Source organism: Streptomyces sp. NPDC005017, from assembly GCF_042873115.1.
Lineage (GTDB): Bacteria > Actinomycetota > Actinomycetes > Streptomycetales > Streptomycetaceae > Streptomyces.
This window is the reverse complement of sequence record NZ_JBIALD010000003.1, coordinates 85426-103805: the sequence shown is the minus strand read 5'-3', so window position 1 is coordinate 103805 and position 18380 is coordinate 85426. Positions and strand designations below refer to the sequence as shown.

Below are 18380 nucleotides of genomic sequence, written 5' to 3'. Positions count from 1 at the left end.
GCACGGACAGCCGCCCAGTGTGTGGCAATACCCACACGCCGACAGGGCTTCGTTGTACGAAGTCTCCTTGGCCCGGAGCGGTTCCGTACGTCAGGATCGGATCTCATGGATCTCCTGAATACGCTGGTGGACAAGGGGCTTCGGCGCGAGCTGCCGACCCGCGAGGAAGCGCTCGCCGTGCTGGCCACGTCGGACGAGGAACTGCTCGACGTGGTGGCCGCGGCCGGCAAGGTGCGCCGCCATTGGTTCGGGCGGCGCGTGAAGCTCAACTACCTGGTCAACCTGAAGTCCGGGCTGTGTCCCGAGGACTGCTCCTACTGCTCCCAGCGGCTCGGCTCCAAGGCCGAGATCCTGAAGTACACCTGGCTCAAGCCCGACGAGGCCTCCCAGGCGGCCGCGGCCGGTCTCGCCGGGGGTGCCAAGCGGGTCTGCCTGGTGGCCAGCGGGCGCGGTCCGACGGACCGTGACGTGGACCGGGTGTCCGAGACGATCAAGGCCATCAAGGACCAGAACGAGGGCGTCGAGGTGTGCGCGTGCCTCGGTCTGCTCTCCGACGGCCAGGCCGAGCGGCTGCGCGAGGCGGGCGCCGACGCCTACAACCACAACCTCAACACGTCCGAGGAGACGTACGGGGAGATCACCACCACGCACACCTACGCCGACCGCGTCGACACCGTGCAGAAGGCGCACTCGGCGGGCCTGTCGGCCTGCTCGGGCCTGATCGCGGGCATGGGCGAGACCGACGAGGACCTCGTCGACGTCGTGTACTCGCTGCGCGAGCTGGACCCGGACTCGGTGCCGGTCAACTTCCTGATCCCGTTCGAGGGCACGCCGCTGGCCAAGGAGTGGAACCTCACCCCGCAGCGCTGCCTCCGCATCCTCGCGATGGTCCGGTTCGTCTGCCCGGACGTGGAGGTCCGGATCGCGGGCGGCCGTGAGGTGCACCTGCGCTCGATGCAGCCGCTCGCGCTGAACCTGGCCAACTCGATCTTCCTGGGCGACTACCTCACCAGCGAGGGTCAAGCGGGCAAGGCCGACCTGGACATGATCGCCGACGCCGGCTTCGAGGTGGAGGGCGCCGGCGAGGTGACCCTGCCGGAGCACCGCGCCACGGCCGGAGGCTGCGGCTCCCACGCCGCGGCGGGCGGCTGCGGCTCGCACGAGGGCGGTGGCTGCGGCTCGCACGAGTCGGCGGGCGGCTGCGGCTCCCACGAAGGGGGCGGCGTATGCGGTACGGCGGCCCCGGCGGCCGCCGCGCCTTCCGCGGCCCCGTCCAACGAGCCGCGCCCCGACCTGGTCGCGGTCCGCCGCCGTGGCGCGGGAACGGACCTCGCGCCCAATGCCTGAGCTGAGCGTGCCGCAGCTGCTGGACCTGGACCAGCGGCACGTCTGGCATCCCTACGGCCCGATGCCCGGCCGGGCGCGGCCGCTCGTCGTGGAGTCGGCGAGCGGTGTCCGGCTGCGGCTCGCCGACGGCTCCGGCGAGCTGGTCGACGGCATGTCGTCCTGGTGGGCGGCGATCCACGGCTACCGTCACCCGGTGCTGGACGAGGCGGTGCGGGACCAGCTCGGGCGGATGAGCCATGTGATGTTCGGCGGGCTCACCCACGAGCCCGCCGTAGGTCTGGCGAAGCGTCTTGTCGACATGTCACCCGAGGGTCTGGAGCATGTGTTCCTCTCCGACTCCGGCTCGGTGGCGGTCGAGGTCGCGGTCAAGATGTGCCTTCAGTACTGGCGCTCGCTGGGCCGCCCCGAGAAGCGGCGCCTGCTGACCTGGCGGGGCGGCTACCACGGGGACACCTGGCAGCCGATGGCCGTGTGCGACCCCGACGGCGGCATGCACTCCCTGTGGAGCGGCGTCCTGCCCCACCAGGTGTTCGTCGACGCGCCGCCCGTCGGGTACGAGGAGGCGTACGCCGACCTGCTGCGCTCGGCGATCGCGGAGCACGCGGGCGAACTGGCGGCGGTGATCGTCGAGCCGGTGGTGCAGGGCGCGGGCGGGATGCGCTTCCACTCCCCCGCCTATCTGCGGGTGCTGCGCGAGGTGTGCGACGCGCACGACGTGCTGCTCGTGTTCGACGAGATCGCGACCGGGTTCGGCCGCACCGGCGCGCTGTTCGCGGCCGACCACGCGGCCGTGACCCCGGATGTGATGTGCCTGGGCAAGGCGCTGACCGGCGGTTATCTCAGCATGGCGGCCACGCTGTGCACCCCTCGGGTGGCCGACGGGATCTCGCGGGGCGAGGTGCCGGTGCTGGCGCACGGACCGACCTTCATGGGCAATCCGCTCGCCTCCGCGGTGGCCTGCGCCTCGCTGGACCTGCTGCTCGGGCAGGACTGGCAGTCGGAGGTCAAGCGGATCGAGGCCGGTCTGCGCGAGGGCCTGGCCCCCGCGGCCGAGCTGCCGGGCGTGCGGGACGTACGGGTGCTGGGCGCGATCGGCGTGGTCCAGCTCGACCGTCCGGTCGACATGGAGAAGGCGACCGCGGCCGCGGTGCGCGAGGGCGTGTGGCTGCGGCCGTTCCGCGACCTGATCTACACGATGCCGCCGTACGTCACCGGCGACGAGGACGTGGCGCGGATCGCGCGCGCGGTACGGGCCGCCGCGCACGAGGGATGAGCCGGCCGGCGGACGCCGGCCGGCGGCGAGGACGAACGGGAAGGACGACATGCCGGTCCTGGTGATCACGGGCACGGGCACGGAGGTCGGCAAGACGGTCACGACCGCCGCGGTGGCCGCCGCGGCGCTCGCGGCCGGCCGGTCGGTCGCGGTGCTCAAGCCCGCGCAGACGGGCGTACGGCCGGACGAGCGCGGTGACGCCGAGGAGGTCGCGCGGCTGGCGGGCGAGGTGACGACGGCGGAACTCGCGCGCTACCCGGAGCCGCTGGCCCCGGGGACGGCAGCGCGCCGGTCGGGGCTCCCCGCGGTGCGGCCGCACGACATCGCCCGGGCCGCGGCGACGCTGGCCAAGGAGCACGACCTGGTGCTGGTGGAGGGCGCGGGCGGACTGCTCGTCCGCTTCGACGAGGAGGGCGCCACCCTCGCCGACGTGGCCGAACTGCTCGGCGCGCCGGTCCTGCTGGTCGCCTCGGCCGGCCTGGGCACACTGAACACCACCGAGCTGACGGCCCGTGAACTGCGCCGCCGCGGTCTCGACCTGGCCGGTGTGGTCATCGGCAGCTGGCCCGCCGAGCCCGACCTGGCCTCGCGCTGCAACGTGGCGGATCTGCCGGAGGTGGCCGCCGCCCCGCTGCTGGGCGCGCTGCCGGAGGGCGCCGGGGCGCTGGAACCGGCCCGGTTCCGCGCCGAGGCTCCGGGCTGGCTCGCGGCCCGCCTGGACGGTGTCTGGGACGCGACGGCGTTCGGCACGGACGTCTGAGGCGAAGTCCCTTCCGGCGCGTCTCCGGCGCTCTGACGGCAAGGCTCCTCCCGGCGCGTCTTCGTGGTCACGGGATGCGCCGGAAGGGTCCTGGGGTGCGCGGCCGCCCGCCGGGGCAGAATCGTGGTAAGGCCCGTCCTGAGAGGGAGGTCCCCATGCCGCTGTGGCCGGCCGTGACCCGCGGGTCCGAGCGCGATCCCGTGCACCACCCGCTGTTCGCCCGGTACTACGCCCGGGTCAGCGTGGCCGCCGAGTCCCGGATGGGCATGGCCCGGGTACGCCGGCGACTGCTGGCCGGGCTGTCCGGGCGGGTACTGGAGGTGGGGGCGGGCAACGGGCTGAACTTCGCCCACTATCCGGACACCGTCTCGGAGGTCGTCGCCATCGAGCCGGAGCGCACCCTGCGCGTGCTGGCCGTGGAGGCCGCGGTGCGCGCCGACGTACCGGTCGACGTGGTGCCGGGCACGGCGGAGGCCCTGCCGGTCAAGAGCGAGGCCTACGACGCGGTCGTGCTGTCGCTGGTCCTGTGCAGTGTGCGCGATGTGCCGAGGGCGCTGGCCGAGGTGCGCCGGGTGCTCAGGCCGGGCGGTCAGCTGCGGTTCTTCGAGCACGGCCGGGGCGGCGGACCGGCGATGCGGACGACACAGCGCGTGCTGGACCGGACGGTGTGGCCGCGGCTGAGCGGCGGCTGCCATCTGTCGCGCGCCCCGGTGGCCGCGCTGCGGGAGGCCGGTTTCGAACTGGGGCCCTACCGCTCGATGCTGCTGCCGGAGACGGGTCCGACGCTGCCGCCCTCGTTCTGTGTGCTGGGCACGGCGTGGCGGCCGCCCGCCGAGGACTGAGCAGGACCCGGTGCCGCGGCCGGCGTCACTCGCTCCACCGACGCAGTTCGCGCTCGATGTCCTGGACGGACGCGTCCCCGGTCTTGACCAGCCGCGCGAGGTCGCGCACCTGCTCGGGCGAGATGACGACCTTCAGCCCGCTGGCGACGAGGTAGGCGTAGGCGACGGCACAGGCGAACAGGGCGTTGGAGCGCTCCAGCGCCGGGATGTGGATCAGGAGCTGGAGCAGCGCGGCCGCGCGCGCCTGCGGGGTGTCGTAGACCGGTACGTCGAAGATCTCTGCCCGGTGGCGTGCGACGGCGGCGACGAGCGCGCCCCAGTCGGTGACCTGGGGGTCCCCGGGGGTGTTCTGCTCGGCGAGCATCAGCAGCCAGGCGAGGTCGATCCTGAGGTCGCTCAACGGCTCAGGGCCGGCCTTCGCGCTTCCCTTCGCCGAACTCCTCGGCGAAGACGGACTCGTAGCTCTTCATGAAGTCGGCGGCGGCCTCCACGAAGGTGTGGCCCACCTCGCCGGTGTCCTGCCGGACCAGTTCCTCGATGTACCGGTTGACGCTCATGCCACGGGCCAGGGCGCGTTCGCGCGCCGCGCGGGCCGTGCCCTCGTCCACGCGGACGTTCAGCTGGGTCTTCGCCATAGCTCGAAGCTAGCGCCGATGCGCTAGCGCGGGCAAGGGGCGCCTTCGGGGCGCGGGGTGCGCGGCGGGGCGCACGACGGGTCCGCGGCGCGGCGGAGGCCCTGTCACGAACCAATGGCCGGTGCCCCTTACACATGTCCGGGCGATCCCGTACCTGGGAGGGAGGGACGGCCTGGACCCAAGAGGGATACCGGGTGTGCCCCGGCTCACACTAGGCTCGCCCTCGACAAGGGAGTGCCCTATGTCCACTTCCGAGGAGGCGGCCTTGTCCACATCAGCTGCGGAGCACGCCCCGGGCCGTGCGGGGGCCGACTCCGTCGCCGCGCGCGCCCGGGCTCTCACGAAGGCGTACGGCTCGGGAGAGACGGCCGTGCTCGCCCTGGACTCGGTGGACGTGGACATCGCGCGCGGCCGGTTCACGGCGGTCATGGGCCCCTCCGGCTCCGGGAAGTCCACGCTGATGCACTGTCTGGCGGGGCTGGACGCCGTCTCGGCCGGACAGGTCTGGCTCGGCGACACCGAGATCACCGGGCTGCGGGACCGTGAGCTGACCCGGCTGCGCCGGGACCGGATCGGCTTCATGTTCCAGTCGTTCAACCTGATCCCCACGCTGAACGCGCTGGAGAACATCACCCTTCCGATGGACATCGCCGGGCAGAAGCCGGACCCGGAGTGGCTGGACCAGGTGATCGACACCCTCGGGCTGCGAGCCCGGCTCGAGCACCGGCCCACGCAGCTCTCGGGCGGTCAGCAGCAGCGCGTGGCGTGCGCGCGGGCGCTGGCGTCCCGGCCCGAGCTGATCTTCGCCGACGAGCCCACGGGCAACCTCGACTCCCGCGCGGGTCTGGAGGTGCTGGGCTTCCTGCGGGAGGCGGTCGACACGCTCGGTCAGACCGTGGTGATGGTGACCCACGACCCGGGCGCCGCGGCCCACTCGGACCTGGTGCTGTTCCTCGCGGACGGCCGGATCGTGGACGAGATCGAGCGGCCCAGCGCGGACGCGGTGCTGGAGCGGATGAAGCGCTTCGACGTGGTCCGCGGGCAGTCGGAGACCGCTCCGGGCGCGGGGGCCGCGGCTGCCTCGTCCGGCGACGCCTCCGGCGGTCCCGGCTCACCCGCTGATGACGGCGGGCACGCCGCCGAGGAGGCCTGAGACCTGTGCTCAAGGCGACCCTCCGCAGCTTCCTGGCCCACAAGGGACGGCTGCTGCTGTCCGCGCTGGCCGTCGTGCTGTCCGTCGCGTTCGTCGCGGGCAGCCTGATCTTCTCCGACACGGTCAGCCGCACCTTCGACCGGCTGTTCGCCTCCACGGCCGCGGATGTGACCGTCAGTCCGGACGAGAAGCTCGACGAGGCCGTGCCCACGGGCTTCACCCCGACCCTCCCGGCCGCGCTCGCCGGCCGGATCGCCCAGGTCGACGGCGTCGCCGAGGCGCGCGTGGACGTGGACGTGGCGGGCATCACCGTCGTCGACGAGAACAACGACTCGGTCGGCCCGACCACCGGCGCCCCGACCATCGGCACCGGCTGGAACCCCACGAAGCGCAGCCCCGTCGAACTCACCTCGGGCCGCGCGCCGCAGGGCCCCACCGAGGCGCTGCTGGACTCCGAGACCGCCGACCGCAAGGACCTCGGCATCGGCGACACGCTCAAGGTGATCGCCGCGCCCGGGTCCTTCGACGTGAAGGTCGTCGGGATCGTCACCTTCACCACCACCAACCCCGGCGCCTCCCTGCTGTTCCTGGACCCGCCGGCCGCCCAGGCCGAGCTGCTCGGCGACCCGAAGGCCGCGACCAGCATCAACGTCGACGCGGCGGACGGGGTGAGCGACGCCGAGCTGAAGCGGCGGGTGGCGGCCGCGCTCGGCGACAGCGGCGCCTACACGCTGCGCACCGCCGACGAGCAGGCCGAGTCGGACGTGGAACAGCTCGGCGGGTTCCTGGACGTCATCAAGTACGTGATGCTCGGCTTCGCCGGGGTGGCCGTGCTGGTCGGCGTCTTCCTGATCGTCAACACCTTCTCGATGCTGATCGCGCAGCGCACGCGCGAGCTCGGCCTGCTGCGCGCCCTGGGGGCCGACCGGCGTCAGGTGCGCCGCTCGGTGCTCACCGAGGCGCTGCTGCTCGGCCTGTTCGGCTCCACGCTGGGCCTCGCCGCCGGTATCGGCCTGGCGGCCGGACTGATCGAGCTGATGGGCCTGCTCGGCATGAACATCAAGGCCACCGAGATGGTGGTCGGCTGGGTGACACCGGTCTCCGCGTACGTCGTCGGGGTGGGCGTCACCTTCGTCGCGGCCTATCTCCCGGCCCGCCGGGCGGCCCAGGTGTCCCCGATGGCCGCCCTCTCGGACGCGGAGATCGCCGGCGTGGGCAGGCCCATGCGGGTCCGTGCGGTGGTCGGTGTGGTCGTCGGGGCGGTCGGCGCGGCGGCGCTGGTGGGCTGTGCGACGGCGTCCGAGACCTCGTCGGCGGCGTCCCTGCTGGGCCTCGGTGTGGTGCTGACGCTGGTGGCCACCGTGATCGCGGGCCCGCTGCTGGTGCGTCCGGTGATCCGGGTGCTCGGGGCGGGCTTCCCGGCGCTGTTCGGCTCGGTCGGCCGGATGAGCCAGCGCAACGCCCTGCGCAACCCCCGCCGTACGGGCGCCACGGCGGCGGCCCTGATGGTGGGCCTCGCGCTGGTGGGCGGCATGTCCGTGGCGAGCGCCTCGATGACGCGGTCCTTCGACGAGCAGATCGACAAGACGCTGGGCGCGGACTTCGTCGTGCAGAACGCCAACTTCGTGCCGTTCCCGGCCGAGGTGACCGACAGCATCCGCGACACCGAGGGCGTGGGCCAGGCGGTGCGCTCGCGGTTCACCCCGGTCGCGGTACGGCTTCCCGACGACGACCGCGTCGAGACCACCGCGGTCGGCTACGACCCGCAGCTCGACGAGGTCGCCAACATCACCTACGCGCAGGGCGACACGGCGGCCGCGCTGGCCGACGGGCACCTGGGCATGGACGTCGACTTCGCGCGCGAGCACGGCGTCCGCCTGGGTGGCACGGTCCCCGTGGAGTTCCGCAGCGGGCGGACCGCCGAACTGACCGTGGGGGCGCTGACCGACCAGGAGTCCGCGGACGGCTTCGGCAACCAGGGCGGGATCTACTTCTCGCTGTCCACCCTGGAGCGGTTCGCGCCGGGCGGCCAGGACTCCGTGGTCTACGTCAACGCCGCGGCCGGCACCGACGCCGACGCCCTGCGCGCGAACCTGGAGCGGACGCTGGAGCCGTACCCGCAGGTCCAGGTGCGTGACCTCGCGGACTACAAGCAGCTGATCCACGACCAGATCGCGGTGCTGCTGTACCTCGTGTACGCGCTGCTGGGGCTGGCGATCGTCATCGCGGTGCTCGGCGTGGTCAACACGCTCGCCCTGTCGGTCGTGGAGCGCACCCGGGAGATCGGGCTGCTGCGGGCGATCGGGCTGGGGCGGCGCCAGTTGCGGCGGATGATCCGGCTGGAGTCCGTGGTCATCGCCGTGTTCGGCGCGCTGCTGGGACTCGCTCTGGGGCTGGTGTGGGGCGTCTCGATGCAGCAGGTGCTGGCCCTTCAGGGCATGACCGCCCTGGCGATCCCGTGGAGCACGATAGTGGCGGTGGTGATCGGCTCGGCGGTCGTGGGCGTGGTGGCCGCGCTGCTGCCCGCCGCGCGGGCGTCGCGGATGAACGTGCTGGAGGCCATCGCGCACGAGTGAGCCCGGGAGGCCGACGTTCCCCGCCGTCGGGCGCCGGGGGCCGGCGTCGGGCGGCCCGCCCGTCCCGCATCGTGGAATCCGCGGTCCGGCCCTGCCGCGCGTGATGTGATCACCGCATGACCGACCTGCGGATACGGGCCGTGACGCCCGACGACCTGGACGCCGTCCTCGCCTTCTGGAAGACGGCCGCCGAGGGGACCAGCATCAGCGACGACCGGGCCGGGGTGGAGCGGCTGGTGGAGCGCGACCCGGAGGCACTGCTGCTGGCGGAGCTGGACGGCGAGCTGGTGGGCACGGTGATCGCCGGGTTCGACGGCTGGCGCTGCCATCTGTACCGGCTCGCGGTGCACCCGGAGCACCGCCGCCGCGGGATCGGCTCGGCCCTGCTCACGGCCGCCGAGGAGCGGTTCGCACGGCTGGGCGGGCGGCGCGGCGACGCGATGGTGCTGACCCGCAACGAACAGGCGCACCATGCCTGGCGGGCGGCGGGGTACACGCCCCAGGAGCAGTGGCGGCGCTGGGTCAAGCCCCTCGCCGACTGACATGCTTTGCCGATCCTTTACCATTGGGGGATCGCATCCCGTCCTCCGATGAAAGGTGTGAGCGTCCGTCCATGGGCGAGCCTCCCAGTAGCCGACATCGCGCACTCCCCGCCACCCTGTCCGATCATGGGACGGAGGTGACCCGATGACCGAAGTGCTCCTCCTGCTGGTGGCGATCCTGCTCTCGCTCGCCTGTGGCGCCTTCGTCGCGGCCGAGTTCTCCCTGACGACGGTGGAACGCGGCGACCTGGAGCAGGCGGCCGAGCGCGGCGAGCGCGGCGCGGCCGGCGCCCTCAAAGCCGTCCGCAACCTCACGTTCCAGCTCTCCGGCGCCCAGCTCGGCATCACCGTCACCAACCTGGTGGTCGGCATGCTCGCCGAGCCCTCCATCTCCCGGCTCATCGCCGGCCCGCTGGAGTCCCTCGGCATCTCCGAGTCGACCGCGTCGTCCCTGGCCCTGGTGCTGGGCACGGCCCTGTCGACGGTGTTCCTGATGGTCGTGGGCGAGCTGGTGCCCAAGAACTGGGCGATCTCCTCGCCGCTGGCCGTGGCCAAGCGGGTGGGCAACGCCCAGCGGCTGTTCAGCTCCGCGTTCCGGCCGTTCATCGCGCATCTGAACAACACGGCGAACCGGGTGGTCCGCCGGTTCGGTCTGGAGCCCGCCGAGGAGCTGGCCTCCGCGCGCGGACCGCAGGAACTGGCCGCGCTCGCCCGGCACTCCGCCCGCGAGGGCGCGCTGGAGGCGGACACGGCCGAGCTGTTCGTGCGGACCCTGAACCTGGCCGACCTGACCGCGGAGAACGTGATGACGCCGCGCGTGCAGGTCGTGGCCCTGGAGGTGCAGGCCACCTGCGAGGACGTCGCGAACGCCACCCGGGCGACGGGCCTGTCCCGCTTCCCGGTCTACCGCGGCAACCTCGACTCGGTGGTGGGCACCGCGCACATCAAGGACGTCCTGGCCGTGCCCGCCGAGCGGCGGGGCCGGGTCCGGGTCGCCGAGCTGATGCGCGAGCCGCTGCTGGTGCCGGAGTCCCTCACGGTCGACCGGCTGCTGGACCGGCTGTCCGGCAAGCGGACCATGGCGGTCGTCATCGACGAGTACGGCGGCACCGCGGGTGTCGCCACCCTGGAGGACATCGTCGAGGAGGTCGTCGGCGAGGTCCGCGACGAGCACGACCCGCACGAGACCCCCGACCTCGCCCCGGCGGGCACCGACGAGGACGGCCAGGTCCTGTACTCCGCCGACGGCGCCGCGCGGATCGACCAGCTCGCACGGGTCGGCCTGCGTCCGCCCGACGGGCCGTACGAGACCCTGGCCGGCCTCGTCGCCACCGAACTGGGCCGTATCCCGGCCGAGGGCGACAGCGTGGTGGTCGGCGGCTGGCGGCTGGACGTGGTCGACGCGAGCGGCCGCAGAGCCGCCCGGGTGCTGCTGCACGCTCCGCTGGACAACGCCGTCGAGAACGAGGAAGGGGGCCGGTGATGGTCGCGGTACAGCTGTTGATCGGTCTGGCGACGCTGGTCGTCAACGCCTTCTTCGTCGGCGCCGAGTTCGCGCTGATCTCCGTACGACGCTCCCAGATCGAGCCGTACGCGGAGAACGGGGACCGGCGCGCCCGCGGTGTGCTGTGGGGCCTGGAGCACGTGTCCGCGCTGATGGCGGCCGCGCAGCTCGGTATCACGCTGTGCACCCTGGTGCTCGGTGTGGTGGCCGAACCGGCGATCGCGCATCTGCTGGAGCCGGTGTTCCACGGGCTTGGCGTGCCGTCCGGCGCCGGTCACGCGGTGTCGTTCGTGATCGCGCTGACCCTGGCGACGTATCTGCACATGCTGCTGGGCGAGATGGTGCCGAAGAACATCGCGCTGGCCGAGCCGGTGCGCAGCGCGCTGGCGCTCGGTCCGCCCCTGGTGACGCTGGCCCGCGCGCTGCGGCCGGTGATCTTCGCGATCAACGCGTTCGCCAACGGGCTGCTGAAGCTGATGCGGATCGAGACCAAGGACGAGGTGACCGCGACCTTCTCGGACGCCGAACTGGCCCGGCTGGTGCACGACTCCGGTGAGGCCGGGCTGATCGACGCCCGCGCCCGCGAGCGGCTGAACGACGCCCTCGAACTGGGCCGCAGGCCGGTGCGGGACGTCGTCGTGCCGCTGGAGCGGGTCGTCTACGCGCATGTGGGCGTCACCCCGGAGGAGCTTGAGCGGCTGTCGGCCGAGTCGGGGTACTCCCGGTTCCCGGTCGTGGACGAGAGCCGTCGCATCGCGGGCTATCTGCATGTGAAGGACGCGCTGGACGCCTCTCCCCGGGACGTCGCCTTCCGGCTGCGGGACATGCGGCCCATCGCCCGGGTGAAGGAGACCACCCCGCTGGACGACGTCCTCACCGCGATGCGCGGCAGCCGGACGCATCTGGCCGCCGCCCTCGGCGACGACGGCCGACTGGCCGGACTGGTGACGATGGAGGACGTGCTGCGGGAGCTGTTCGGACAGCAGGCCTGATCGGGGCGCCGGCGTGACCGGCGCCCCCCTGCGTACCGGCCGGGGCCCTGGACCCCGGCCGGCCGTGTTTCCAGGGGACCGTCCGGCCGTGTTTCTAGGGGACCGTCCGGCCGTGTTTCCCGGGGGCCGTCTGGGGTGACCGACCGCTAAGTATGGAACCGGGTTACCATCGCTGACGCCATGCAGAAGAACCCTACGTACACCAGCCTGGTCGCCGTCGGCGACTCCTTCACCGAGGGCATGTCCGACCTGCTGCCCGACGGCTCCTACCGGGGCTGGGCGGACCTGCTCGCGACGCGGATGGCCGCGTGCACGCCCGGCTTCCGGTACGCCAACCTGGCGGTGCGCGGGAAGCTGATCGGGCAGATCGTCGACGAGCAGGTGGCGGTGGCCGCGGCGATGCGGCCCGATGTGATCACGCTCGTCGGCGGCCTGAACGACACCCTGCGCCCCAAGTGCGACATGGAGCGGGTGAAGGGTCTGCTCACCGAGGCCGTGGAGCGGCTCGCCCCGGCCTGCGAGCGGCTCGTGCTGATGCGCAGCCCCGGCCGGCAGGGCCCGGTGCTCGAGCGGTTCCGGCCGCGCATGGAGGAGCTGTTCGACTGCGTCGACGGGCTCGCCGTGCGGCACGGCGCGGTGGTGGTGGACCTGTACGGGGCGCCCTCGCTGAGCGATCCGCGGGCGTGGGACGTGGACCGGCTGCATCTGACGCCCGACGGCCATCGCCGGGTCGCCGAGGCGGTCTGGCAGTCCCTGGGACACGACGCCGAGGACACCGAGTGGCGGGTGGCCCCGCCCGCCACGCTGCCGCCCGGCTGGTCCGCGCGCCGGGTCGCCGACGTGCGGTTCGCCCGGCAGTACCTGCTGCCGTGGATCGGGCGCCGGCTGACCGGCCGTTCCTCGGGCGACGGCCGCCCGCCGAAGCGCCCGGAACTGCTGCCGTTCGAGGGGCCGGTGGGCTAGGCCCTGTCGTCGAACTCCCGCCCGCCCCGCGACGCCGTGCACGCTCCCCCACTTCGTGGGAGGCGCCCCCACTCGCCGCACCCGGCACCAGCCCGAGTACGTCCGGTACGAGGGCTTGCACCCGGCACTCCCCCGGAGGGGGGGACCCCCAGAGCACGCACCTGACGCCGCGGGGCCGCCCTCCGGGCGACGACGGGAGTCCGACGACAGGACCCAGGCCTGTCGGGGCCCGGGGCGGCCGGTGGTCGCGGGGCCGGAGGGGGCGTGCCGACCGGACCGGGCGTCCCGCGTGTGGGCTCGGCGCGGCCGCTGTCGTGCTTCGGGGCGCCGGTCACAGGGCCTGACGGGGCGGACCCCGCACGTGACGGCCGTCTCGTAGCTTCCGCCGAACCGGGCCGCGGCGCTGGCCTGCACGAATCGCCAGTAAACTCTGGACACGTGACTTCAGCTCCCGCCAAGCCCCGCATCCCGAACGTCCTCGCCGGACGGTACGCCTCCGCCGAGCTCGCCACGCTCTGGTCCCCCGAGCAGAAGGTGAAGCTGGAGCGTCAGCTCTGGCTCGCCGTGCTGCGGGCCCAGAAGGACCTCGGCATCGAGGTGCCGGAGGCGGCGCTCGCCGACTACGAGCGTGTCCTGGACCAGGTCGACCTGGTCTCCATCGCCGAGCGCGAGAAGGTCACGCGGCACGACGTGAAGGCGCGGATCGAGGAGTTCAACGACCTCGCCGGGCACGAGCAGGTCCACAAGGGCATGACGTCCCGCGACCTCACGGAGAACGTCGAGCAGCTCCAGATCCGCCTCTCCCTGGAGCTGATGCGCGACCGCACGGTGGCCGTGCTGGCGCGCCTGGGCAAGCTGGCCGGGGAGTACGGCGAGCTGGTCATGGCCGGCCGCTCCCACAACGTCGCCGCGCAGGCCACCACCCTCGGCAAGCGGTTCGCGACCGCCGCCGACGAGCTGCTCGTGGCGTACGGCCGCGTCGAGGAGCTCCTCGGCCGCTACCCGCTGCGCGGCATCAAGGGCCCGGTCGGCACCGCGCAGGACATGCTCGACCTGCTGGGCGGCGACGCCGGCAAGCTCGCCGAGCTGGAGGACCGGATCGCCGGGCACCTCGGCTTCTCCCAGGCCTTCACCTCGGTCGGCCAGGTCTACCCGCGCTCCCTGGACTACGAGGTCGTCACCGCGCTGGTGCAGCTGGCCGGGGCGCCCTCGTCGCTGGCCAAGACGATCCGGCTGATGGCCGGGCACGAGCTGGTCACCGAGGGCTTCAAGCCCGGCCAGGTCGGCTCCTCCGCGATGCCGCACAAGATGAACACCCGCTCCTGCGAGCGCGTCAACGGCCTGATGGTCATCCTGCGCGGCTACGCGTCGATGACCGGCGAGCTGGCGGGCGACCAGTGGAACGAGGGCGACGTGTCCTGCTCGGTGGTGCGCCGGGTCGCGCTGCCGGACGCGTTCTTCGCGCTCGACGGTCTGCTGGAGACGTTCCTGACGGTGCTCGACGAGTTCGGCGCGTTCCCGGCCGTCGTCGCCCGTGAGCTGGACCGCTACCTGCCGTTCCTGGCCACCACCAAGGTCCTCATGGGCGCGGTGCGGGCCGGGGTGGGCCGCGAGATCGCCCACGAGGCCATCAAGGAGAACGCGGTGTCGACCGCGCTGGCCATGCGGGAGCAGGGCGCCGAGCGCAACGACCTGCTGGACAAGCTGGCCGCCGACGGGCGGCTGCCGCTCGACCGTGAGCAGCTGGGCGCCCTCATGGCCGACAAGCTGTCCTTCACGGGTGCCGCGGCCGCCCAGGTCGCCGTGGTCGTCGGCCGGATCGAGGAGATCGTCAAGCGGCACCCGGAGGCCGCGGGCTACACGCCGGGAGCGATTCTCTGACCCGGTTCACCGCGCAGGACCTGGAGGCCGCCCGCGACCGTCTCGTACCGGACGTCGTCGCGGACGGCCTCCGTGTGCTGTTCTGCGGGATCAACCCCGGTCTGATGACCGCCGCGACCGGCCATCACTTCGCCCGTCCCGGCAACCGCTTCTGGCCGGTGCTGCTTCTCTGCACTTCACTCGAAAGGGTGAGGAGGGGTATGAGGTTCAGGGCAGTGCTCCTTTGTTGAGGGCAGTTCATCGGTTGCTGACACTGGGTGACGACGGACGAACCGGGAAGCCGTGGGGTTTCCAGCCGCGAGAACGTCCTGTCCGCCCGGCGCAGATTGTTGGCTGTCTCGGCTTCTTTGGGAGCCATTGACGGCAACTTCGGGAATCGCGTTGGGACGCCTGGCATGATCAACAGCGGCCAGTGTGATGTCAGGCAGGAGCCGCCGATGGATGAGACCGAGCCACTACCCGCCTCACGTGTATCCGCTTATGCGGCCGTAGGAGCACAACTCTCGTTGCTCAGCGACCGAAGGCTCGGCGATGCGGTGGCTGCCGCGCCGGCACTGGGCTCGGGCATCGGTGGCAGTCGGAGCGAGATGGAGGTCGCGGGGATACCCGTCTTCGTCAAGCGGATCCCGCTGACGGACATCGAGTTGCGGCCGGAACATGTGCGCTCGACCGCCAACCTGTTCGGGCTCCCTCTCTTCTATCAGTACGGGGTGGGGTCGGCAGGGTTCGGGGCTTGGCGTGAACTGGCCGCGCACGTCATGACTACCGCTTGGGTTCTGAGGAACGAGTTTGCCGGTTTCCCGCTCATGTATCACTGGCGGGTTCTGCCGGATCGTCCTCCTGTCGACTTCGCCGATGAGTTCGGAGGCGTCGAGGGAGCCGTAGCGCATTGGGAGGGATCGCCTGCCGTGCGTCATCGGCTGGAAGCCATCGGCAAGTCCTCCCTCAGCCTGGTGCTCTTCCTGGAGCACGTGCCTCAGACACTCGCGGCCTGGCTCAGCGACACCCGTGATGCGGCTTGGACGGAGCCAGGAGGCGACTCCTCCTATCTGTGGGTGGAAGACGCGCTGCTGCGGGGGACAGAGTTCATGAGTTCACGCGGGCTGGTGCACTTTGACGCACACTTCGCCAACCTGCTGACCGACGGTCAGCAGGTGTACTTCGCGGACTTCGGGCTTGCTCTCAGCCGCCACTTCGAGCTCTCGGCGCAGGAAGCCGCCTTCCTTTCCGACCACCTCGTGTACGACCGCTGCTACGCACCGTGGCATCTGCTGCGCCACCACCTGCCCGAGGCCGTGCGCGGTGACACAGAACACGGGACTTTCCTGCGCGAATGGATTGCAGGCCGCCGCCCCGACGGCGTTCCCCCCGGGATCAGGGCGATGATTGATCGCCATGCCCTGCACGCCGTCGTCATGGACGACTTCGCCCATCGACTTGTCACGGAGAGTAAGCGCACTCCATTCCCCGCGGCTGAGGTCCGGCAGGCCCTGGCCAGCGCGTCAGCGTCGGAGTGAAGTGTGGGCCGCAGTCGTGCCTCACGGGTTCTCCCTCACCCTGCGCGGTGTGGGGATACCGAGATCGACAGATGGACGCGAGGCTCGTCGTTGAGTTTCCTCACGCTTGGCGCGGAGGAAAGTGAGTGTGAGGTTGATGCCTTCGGTCTCGCCGAGCCAGTTCTCCTCTTCTGCCCGCCGCAGGCGGGCTAGGAGGTCGGCTTCGAGTTCTTCGAGTCGGTCGAGCATCTTCGGGTTGATGTGGAGCATTGGGCAGCGGATGCAGGCATGCTCGTGTTGGCAGGGGGTGCCGTAGGGGCGCCCGCAGGAGCCGAGCTCGACCTTGCGGCGGTCGAAGTGCTCCTCGAACTCCCCCCATTCCTGGTCCGTCGTGTCGCGGTACTCGCCCTCGGGTCGAATCTGGCGGCGGTGGTGCAGATGCTCCTGGTAGTGGCGGATCTTCGCCACCGAACTCGTCGTACTCGCCCTCGGGTCGAATCTGGCGGCGGTGGTGCAGATGCTCCTGGTAGTGGCGGACGACATCCTCGTCGAAGACCGCGACGTAGCCACGGGTGGTCTGGATGTTGAGGTGACCCAACAGGGCCGCTCCGATGTGGATCGGCAGGCCGCTGTTGACGAGTTCGGTGGCGAAGATCCTTCGGAAGTCGTGCGGGGTGAACTTCAATCCGCGAAAGCCGGGATGGACTTCGGCAAGGGCCTGGCCGCGCCGACTGATCATCTCTTGGATGGTGCCCGTGCAGAACACCGCGGGCGTGGTGCCGTTCTGCCGTTGGAAGAGGAAAGGCATGGGTGCGCTCCACTCCTTGTCGTGCGGGTCGTACCGACTGACGAGGGGGATCGGGCGGCCTGTGCGGGTGTGCCGGCGGATGATGGATGCGATGACGTGGAAGAGTTCGGCGGACATCGGAATCACGCGTTCGCGGTCGGTCTTCGATGGTGCGATCACCAGCAGTGCGATGACCTCTCCGTTTGCCCGCTGGTATTGCCGAACGCTGAGGTGGGTGAGCTCGATGAGTTCTTCCACCCGCACCCCGGAGTGCCGCAGGGTCTCGACCGCGGCCCACTCCCAGAAGGCTGTTTCTTCGTCGGTTCCGATGTGGATGATCTGGCCGCTGGACTCTTCGATGACGCGGGTGGGGACCGCGTCGCCGTGGCGGAGGAGCTTGCGGTCGGCTTCGGTGATGACGCGGCGGTAGTCGGTCCCGTCATGGGTGAAGACTTCTTCGTCCGCTGCCTTGTTGGCCCGCTCCAGCAGCAGGCGGGCACGGTCGTAGCGCGTCTCCACGTGGTCGACCAGGGCGGGCAGCAGGGGCTGGCGCTGACGGGTGCGGTTGGCTGAGCGTTCGTTGATCCGGCGTCGACGAGTGCCGAGGCCGTGGAGTTCGCTGGGGGGAACAGGACAAGGGGCGACCCACGCTGCCCAGCGTTCTGGTTCCTCGGCGGCCCAGGTGTGCAGGTCGAAGTAGAAGCTTCGGACCGCGATGATGATGCTGTCCTGGCCGGCACGAGGCTTGCCGTTGTCCTTGACGGTGATCATCTGCCGCCAGGTCGCGTAGTGCTCGGGGGAGATCCGCAGATCAGCCTGGTTGGGGTTGACGCGCTCGATCTTCTCCCAGAAGTGGTGGGCGACCAGCAAGACGAGGTTCTTCAGCGTGGAGTAGTCCGTGTCGGCCCGGCGACGCGTGAAGTAGTCGATCAGCAGAGCCCGCACCGCCTGATTGCGGATGGGATACTGGGCGACCATCTCCTCGACGGTGCGTTGGCCCCGCATCAGAGCGGCTCGGAGCGTGGGAGGCGTCGCGGGCGGGAAGTGCCCCATGACATGTAGGACGTTCCACATCCCTTGGCCGACCAGCCGGTTCGCCACCTTGTTCCCCGGCTGAAGGACGCTGCGGGCCCGACGGTTGTCCTGAGTGAAGTGCAGCACCGCTGCTGGCGTCACATCGCCCAGTGCCACTCCCTGGACCGCGAGGAGGGTGCACAGCTCGGCCATGGCCTCTCGACGGTGGACGTGCCGCATCGGTTGCGCTTGAACCTGTGCGGCGTACTTGTCCAGGAGCGGGTCGTCCTGGGCGGCGACAAACATCGGCGCGAAGTTGTGCAACACGTTGCGCCGGAAGGTGACGAGGGTCGGTTGGATGACGCGCAGGCAGTAGAGCGCCCGCACCCCCGGGGTGATGGCCACGCCCGTGGAGCGTCGAGTTCCGAGCGTGTTCGCGGCGACCTGTCCTCGTCCGATGGGGCTGGCATCCCATCGCTCCTGCCATGTCTGACCAGGAAAGTCACGCAGGTACTGCAAGACGCATTCGGTGGCCTGCGCTCGCTGGAATCGGGTCACCTTGTCCGCGTCCATCCAGACTGTGGCGGCAAGTCGGGAGATGTGAGCGACGGAGGC

Annotated in this window: 15 protein-coding genes and 1 pseudogene; 13 read left to right on the top strand and 3 right to left on the bottom strand. The window is 71.4% G+C overall.

Annotated elements, in window-relative coordinates:
- Positions 1 to 105 precede the first annotated feature (105 nt).
- The 4 genes from bioB to ACFYR0_RS05485 all read left to right on the top strand — a co-directional run bounded on the left by bioB (position 106) and on the right by ACFYR0_RS05485 (position 4222).
- A complete protein-coding gene (gene bioB / locus ACFYR0_RS05500; protein ID WP_389322160.1) occupies positions 106 to 1347 on the top strand; it encodes a biotin synthase BioB in 1242 nt (413 codons plus the stop codon).
- Positions 1340 to 2620: an adenosylmethionine--8-amino-7-oxononanoate transaminase gene (locus ACFYR0_RS05495; protein WP_389322158.1), complete on the top strand. Its 1281-nt coding sequence runs from the start codon at positions 1340 to 1342 to the stop codon at positions 2618 to 2620. Before bioB ends, ACFYR0_RS05495 begins: the two co-directional genes overlap by 8 nt.
- 49 nt (positions 2621 to 2669) lie before the next feature.
- Positions 2670 to 3380, top strand: coding sequence for a dethiobiotin synthase (bioD, locus tag ACFYR0_RS05490; protein ID WP_389322156.1), 711 nt, complete (start codon positions 2670 to 2672; stop codon positions 3378 to 3380).
- Positions 3381 to 3535: 155 nt separating this feature from the next.
- On the top strand, positions 3536 to 4222 hold the full coding sequence (locus tag ACFYR0_RS05485; RefSeq protein ID WP_389322154.1) for a class I SAM-dependent methyltransferase: 687 nt from the start codon (positions 3536 to 3538) through the stop codon (positions 4220 to 4222).
- Positions 4223 to 4247: 25 nt separating this feature from the next.
- Here ACFYR0_RS05485 and ACFYR0_RS05480 read toward each other — a convergent pair whose 3' ends face one another.
- Positions 4248 to 4622: a fic family toxin-antitoxin system, toxin component gene (locus tag ACFYR0_RS05480; protein ID WP_389322152.1), complete on the bottom strand. Its 375-nt coding sequence runs from the start codon at positions 4620 to 4622 to the stop codon at positions 4248 to 4250.
- Between the two features lie 4 nt (positions 4623 to 4626).
- Positions 4627 to 4857 carry a toxin-antitoxin system HicB family antitoxin gene (locus ACFYR0_RS05475; RefSeq protein WP_386379621.1) on the bottom strand — a complete coding sequence of 77 codons (231 nt, stop codon included), beginning with the start codon at positions 4855 to 4857 and terminating at the stop codon, positions 4627 to 4629.
- Between the two features lie 241 nt (positions 4858 to 5098).
- Between ACFYR0_RS05475 and ACFYR0_RS05470 the strand changes: the two genes are divergently transcribed.
- The 9 genes and pseudogenes from ACFYR0_RS05470 to ACFYR0_RS05430 all read left to right on the top strand — a co-directional run bounded on the left by ACFYR0_RS05470 (position 5099) and on the right by ACFYR0_RS05430 (position 15985).
- Positions 5099 to 6010, top strand: coding sequence for an ABC transporter ATP-binding protein (locus tag ACFYR0_RS05470; RefSeq protein ID WP_389322150.1), 912 nt, complete (start codon positions 5099 to 5101; stop codon positions 6008 to 6010).
- 5 nt (positions 6011 to 6015) lie between these two features.
- Positions 6016 to 8586 (top strand): ABC transporter permease, encoded by a 2571-nt coding sequence (locus tag ACFYR0_RS05465; RefSeq protein WP_389322147.1) that lies wholly within the window; start codon positions 6016 to 6018, stop codon positions 8584 to 8586.
- 116 nt (positions 8587 to 8702) lie between these two features.
- Positions 8703 to 9128, top strand: a complete 426-nt coding sequence (locus ACFYR0_RS05460) for a GNAT family N-acetyltransferase (RefSeq protein ID WP_389322145.1) — start codon at positions 8703 to 8705, stop codon at positions 9126 to 9128.
- 145 nt (positions 9129 to 9273) lie between these two features.
- Entirely contained in the window at positions 9274 to 10611 is a 1338-nt protein-coding gene (locus ACFYR0_RS05455) for a hemolysin family protein (protein ID WP_389322143.1), read from the top strand.
- Entirely contained in the window at positions 10611 to 11624 is a 1014-nt protein-coding gene (locus ACFYR0_RS05450) for a hemolysin family protein (protein WP_389322141.1), read from the top strand. Before ACFYR0_RS05455 ends, ACFYR0_RS05450 begins: the two co-directional genes overlap by 1 nt.
- Positions 11625 to 11804: 180 nt before the next feature.
- Complete coding sequence (locus ACFYR0_RS05445; protein WP_389322139.1) at positions 11805 to 12587, top strand: SGNH/GDSL hydrolase family protein; 783 nt, start codon at positions 11805 to 11807, stop codon at positions 12585 to 12587.
- 438 nt (positions 12588 to 13025) lie between these two features.
- Positions 13026 to 14468, top strand: coding sequence for an adenylosuccinate lyase (gene purB, locus ACFYR0_RS05440; protein ID WP_389322137.1), 1443 nt, complete (start codon positions 13026 to 13028; stop codon positions 14466 to 14468).
- Positions 14465 to 14632: pseudogene (locus ACFYR0_RS05435) on the top strand (uracil-DNA glycosylase family protein); the annotation flags it as partial. The gene purB and the pseudogene ACFYR0_RS05435, both read left to right, overlap by 4 nt.
- Positions 14633 to 14905: 273 nt before the next feature.
- A complete protein-coding gene (locus ACFYR0_RS05430) occupies positions 14906 to 15985 on the top strand; it encodes a protein kinase family protein (protein ID WP_389322135.1) in 1080 nt (359 codons plus the stop codon).
- 100 nt (positions 15986 to 16085) lie between these two features.
- On the opposite strand, the gene ACFYR0_RS05425 is transcribed toward ACFYR0_RS05430, so the two are convergent.
- Entirely contained in the window at positions 16086 to 18338 is a 2253-nt protein-coding gene (locus ACFYR0_RS05425) for a tyrosine-type recombinase/integrase (protein WP_389322133.1), read from the bottom strand.
- Positions 18339 to 18380 lie beyond the last annotated feature (42 nt).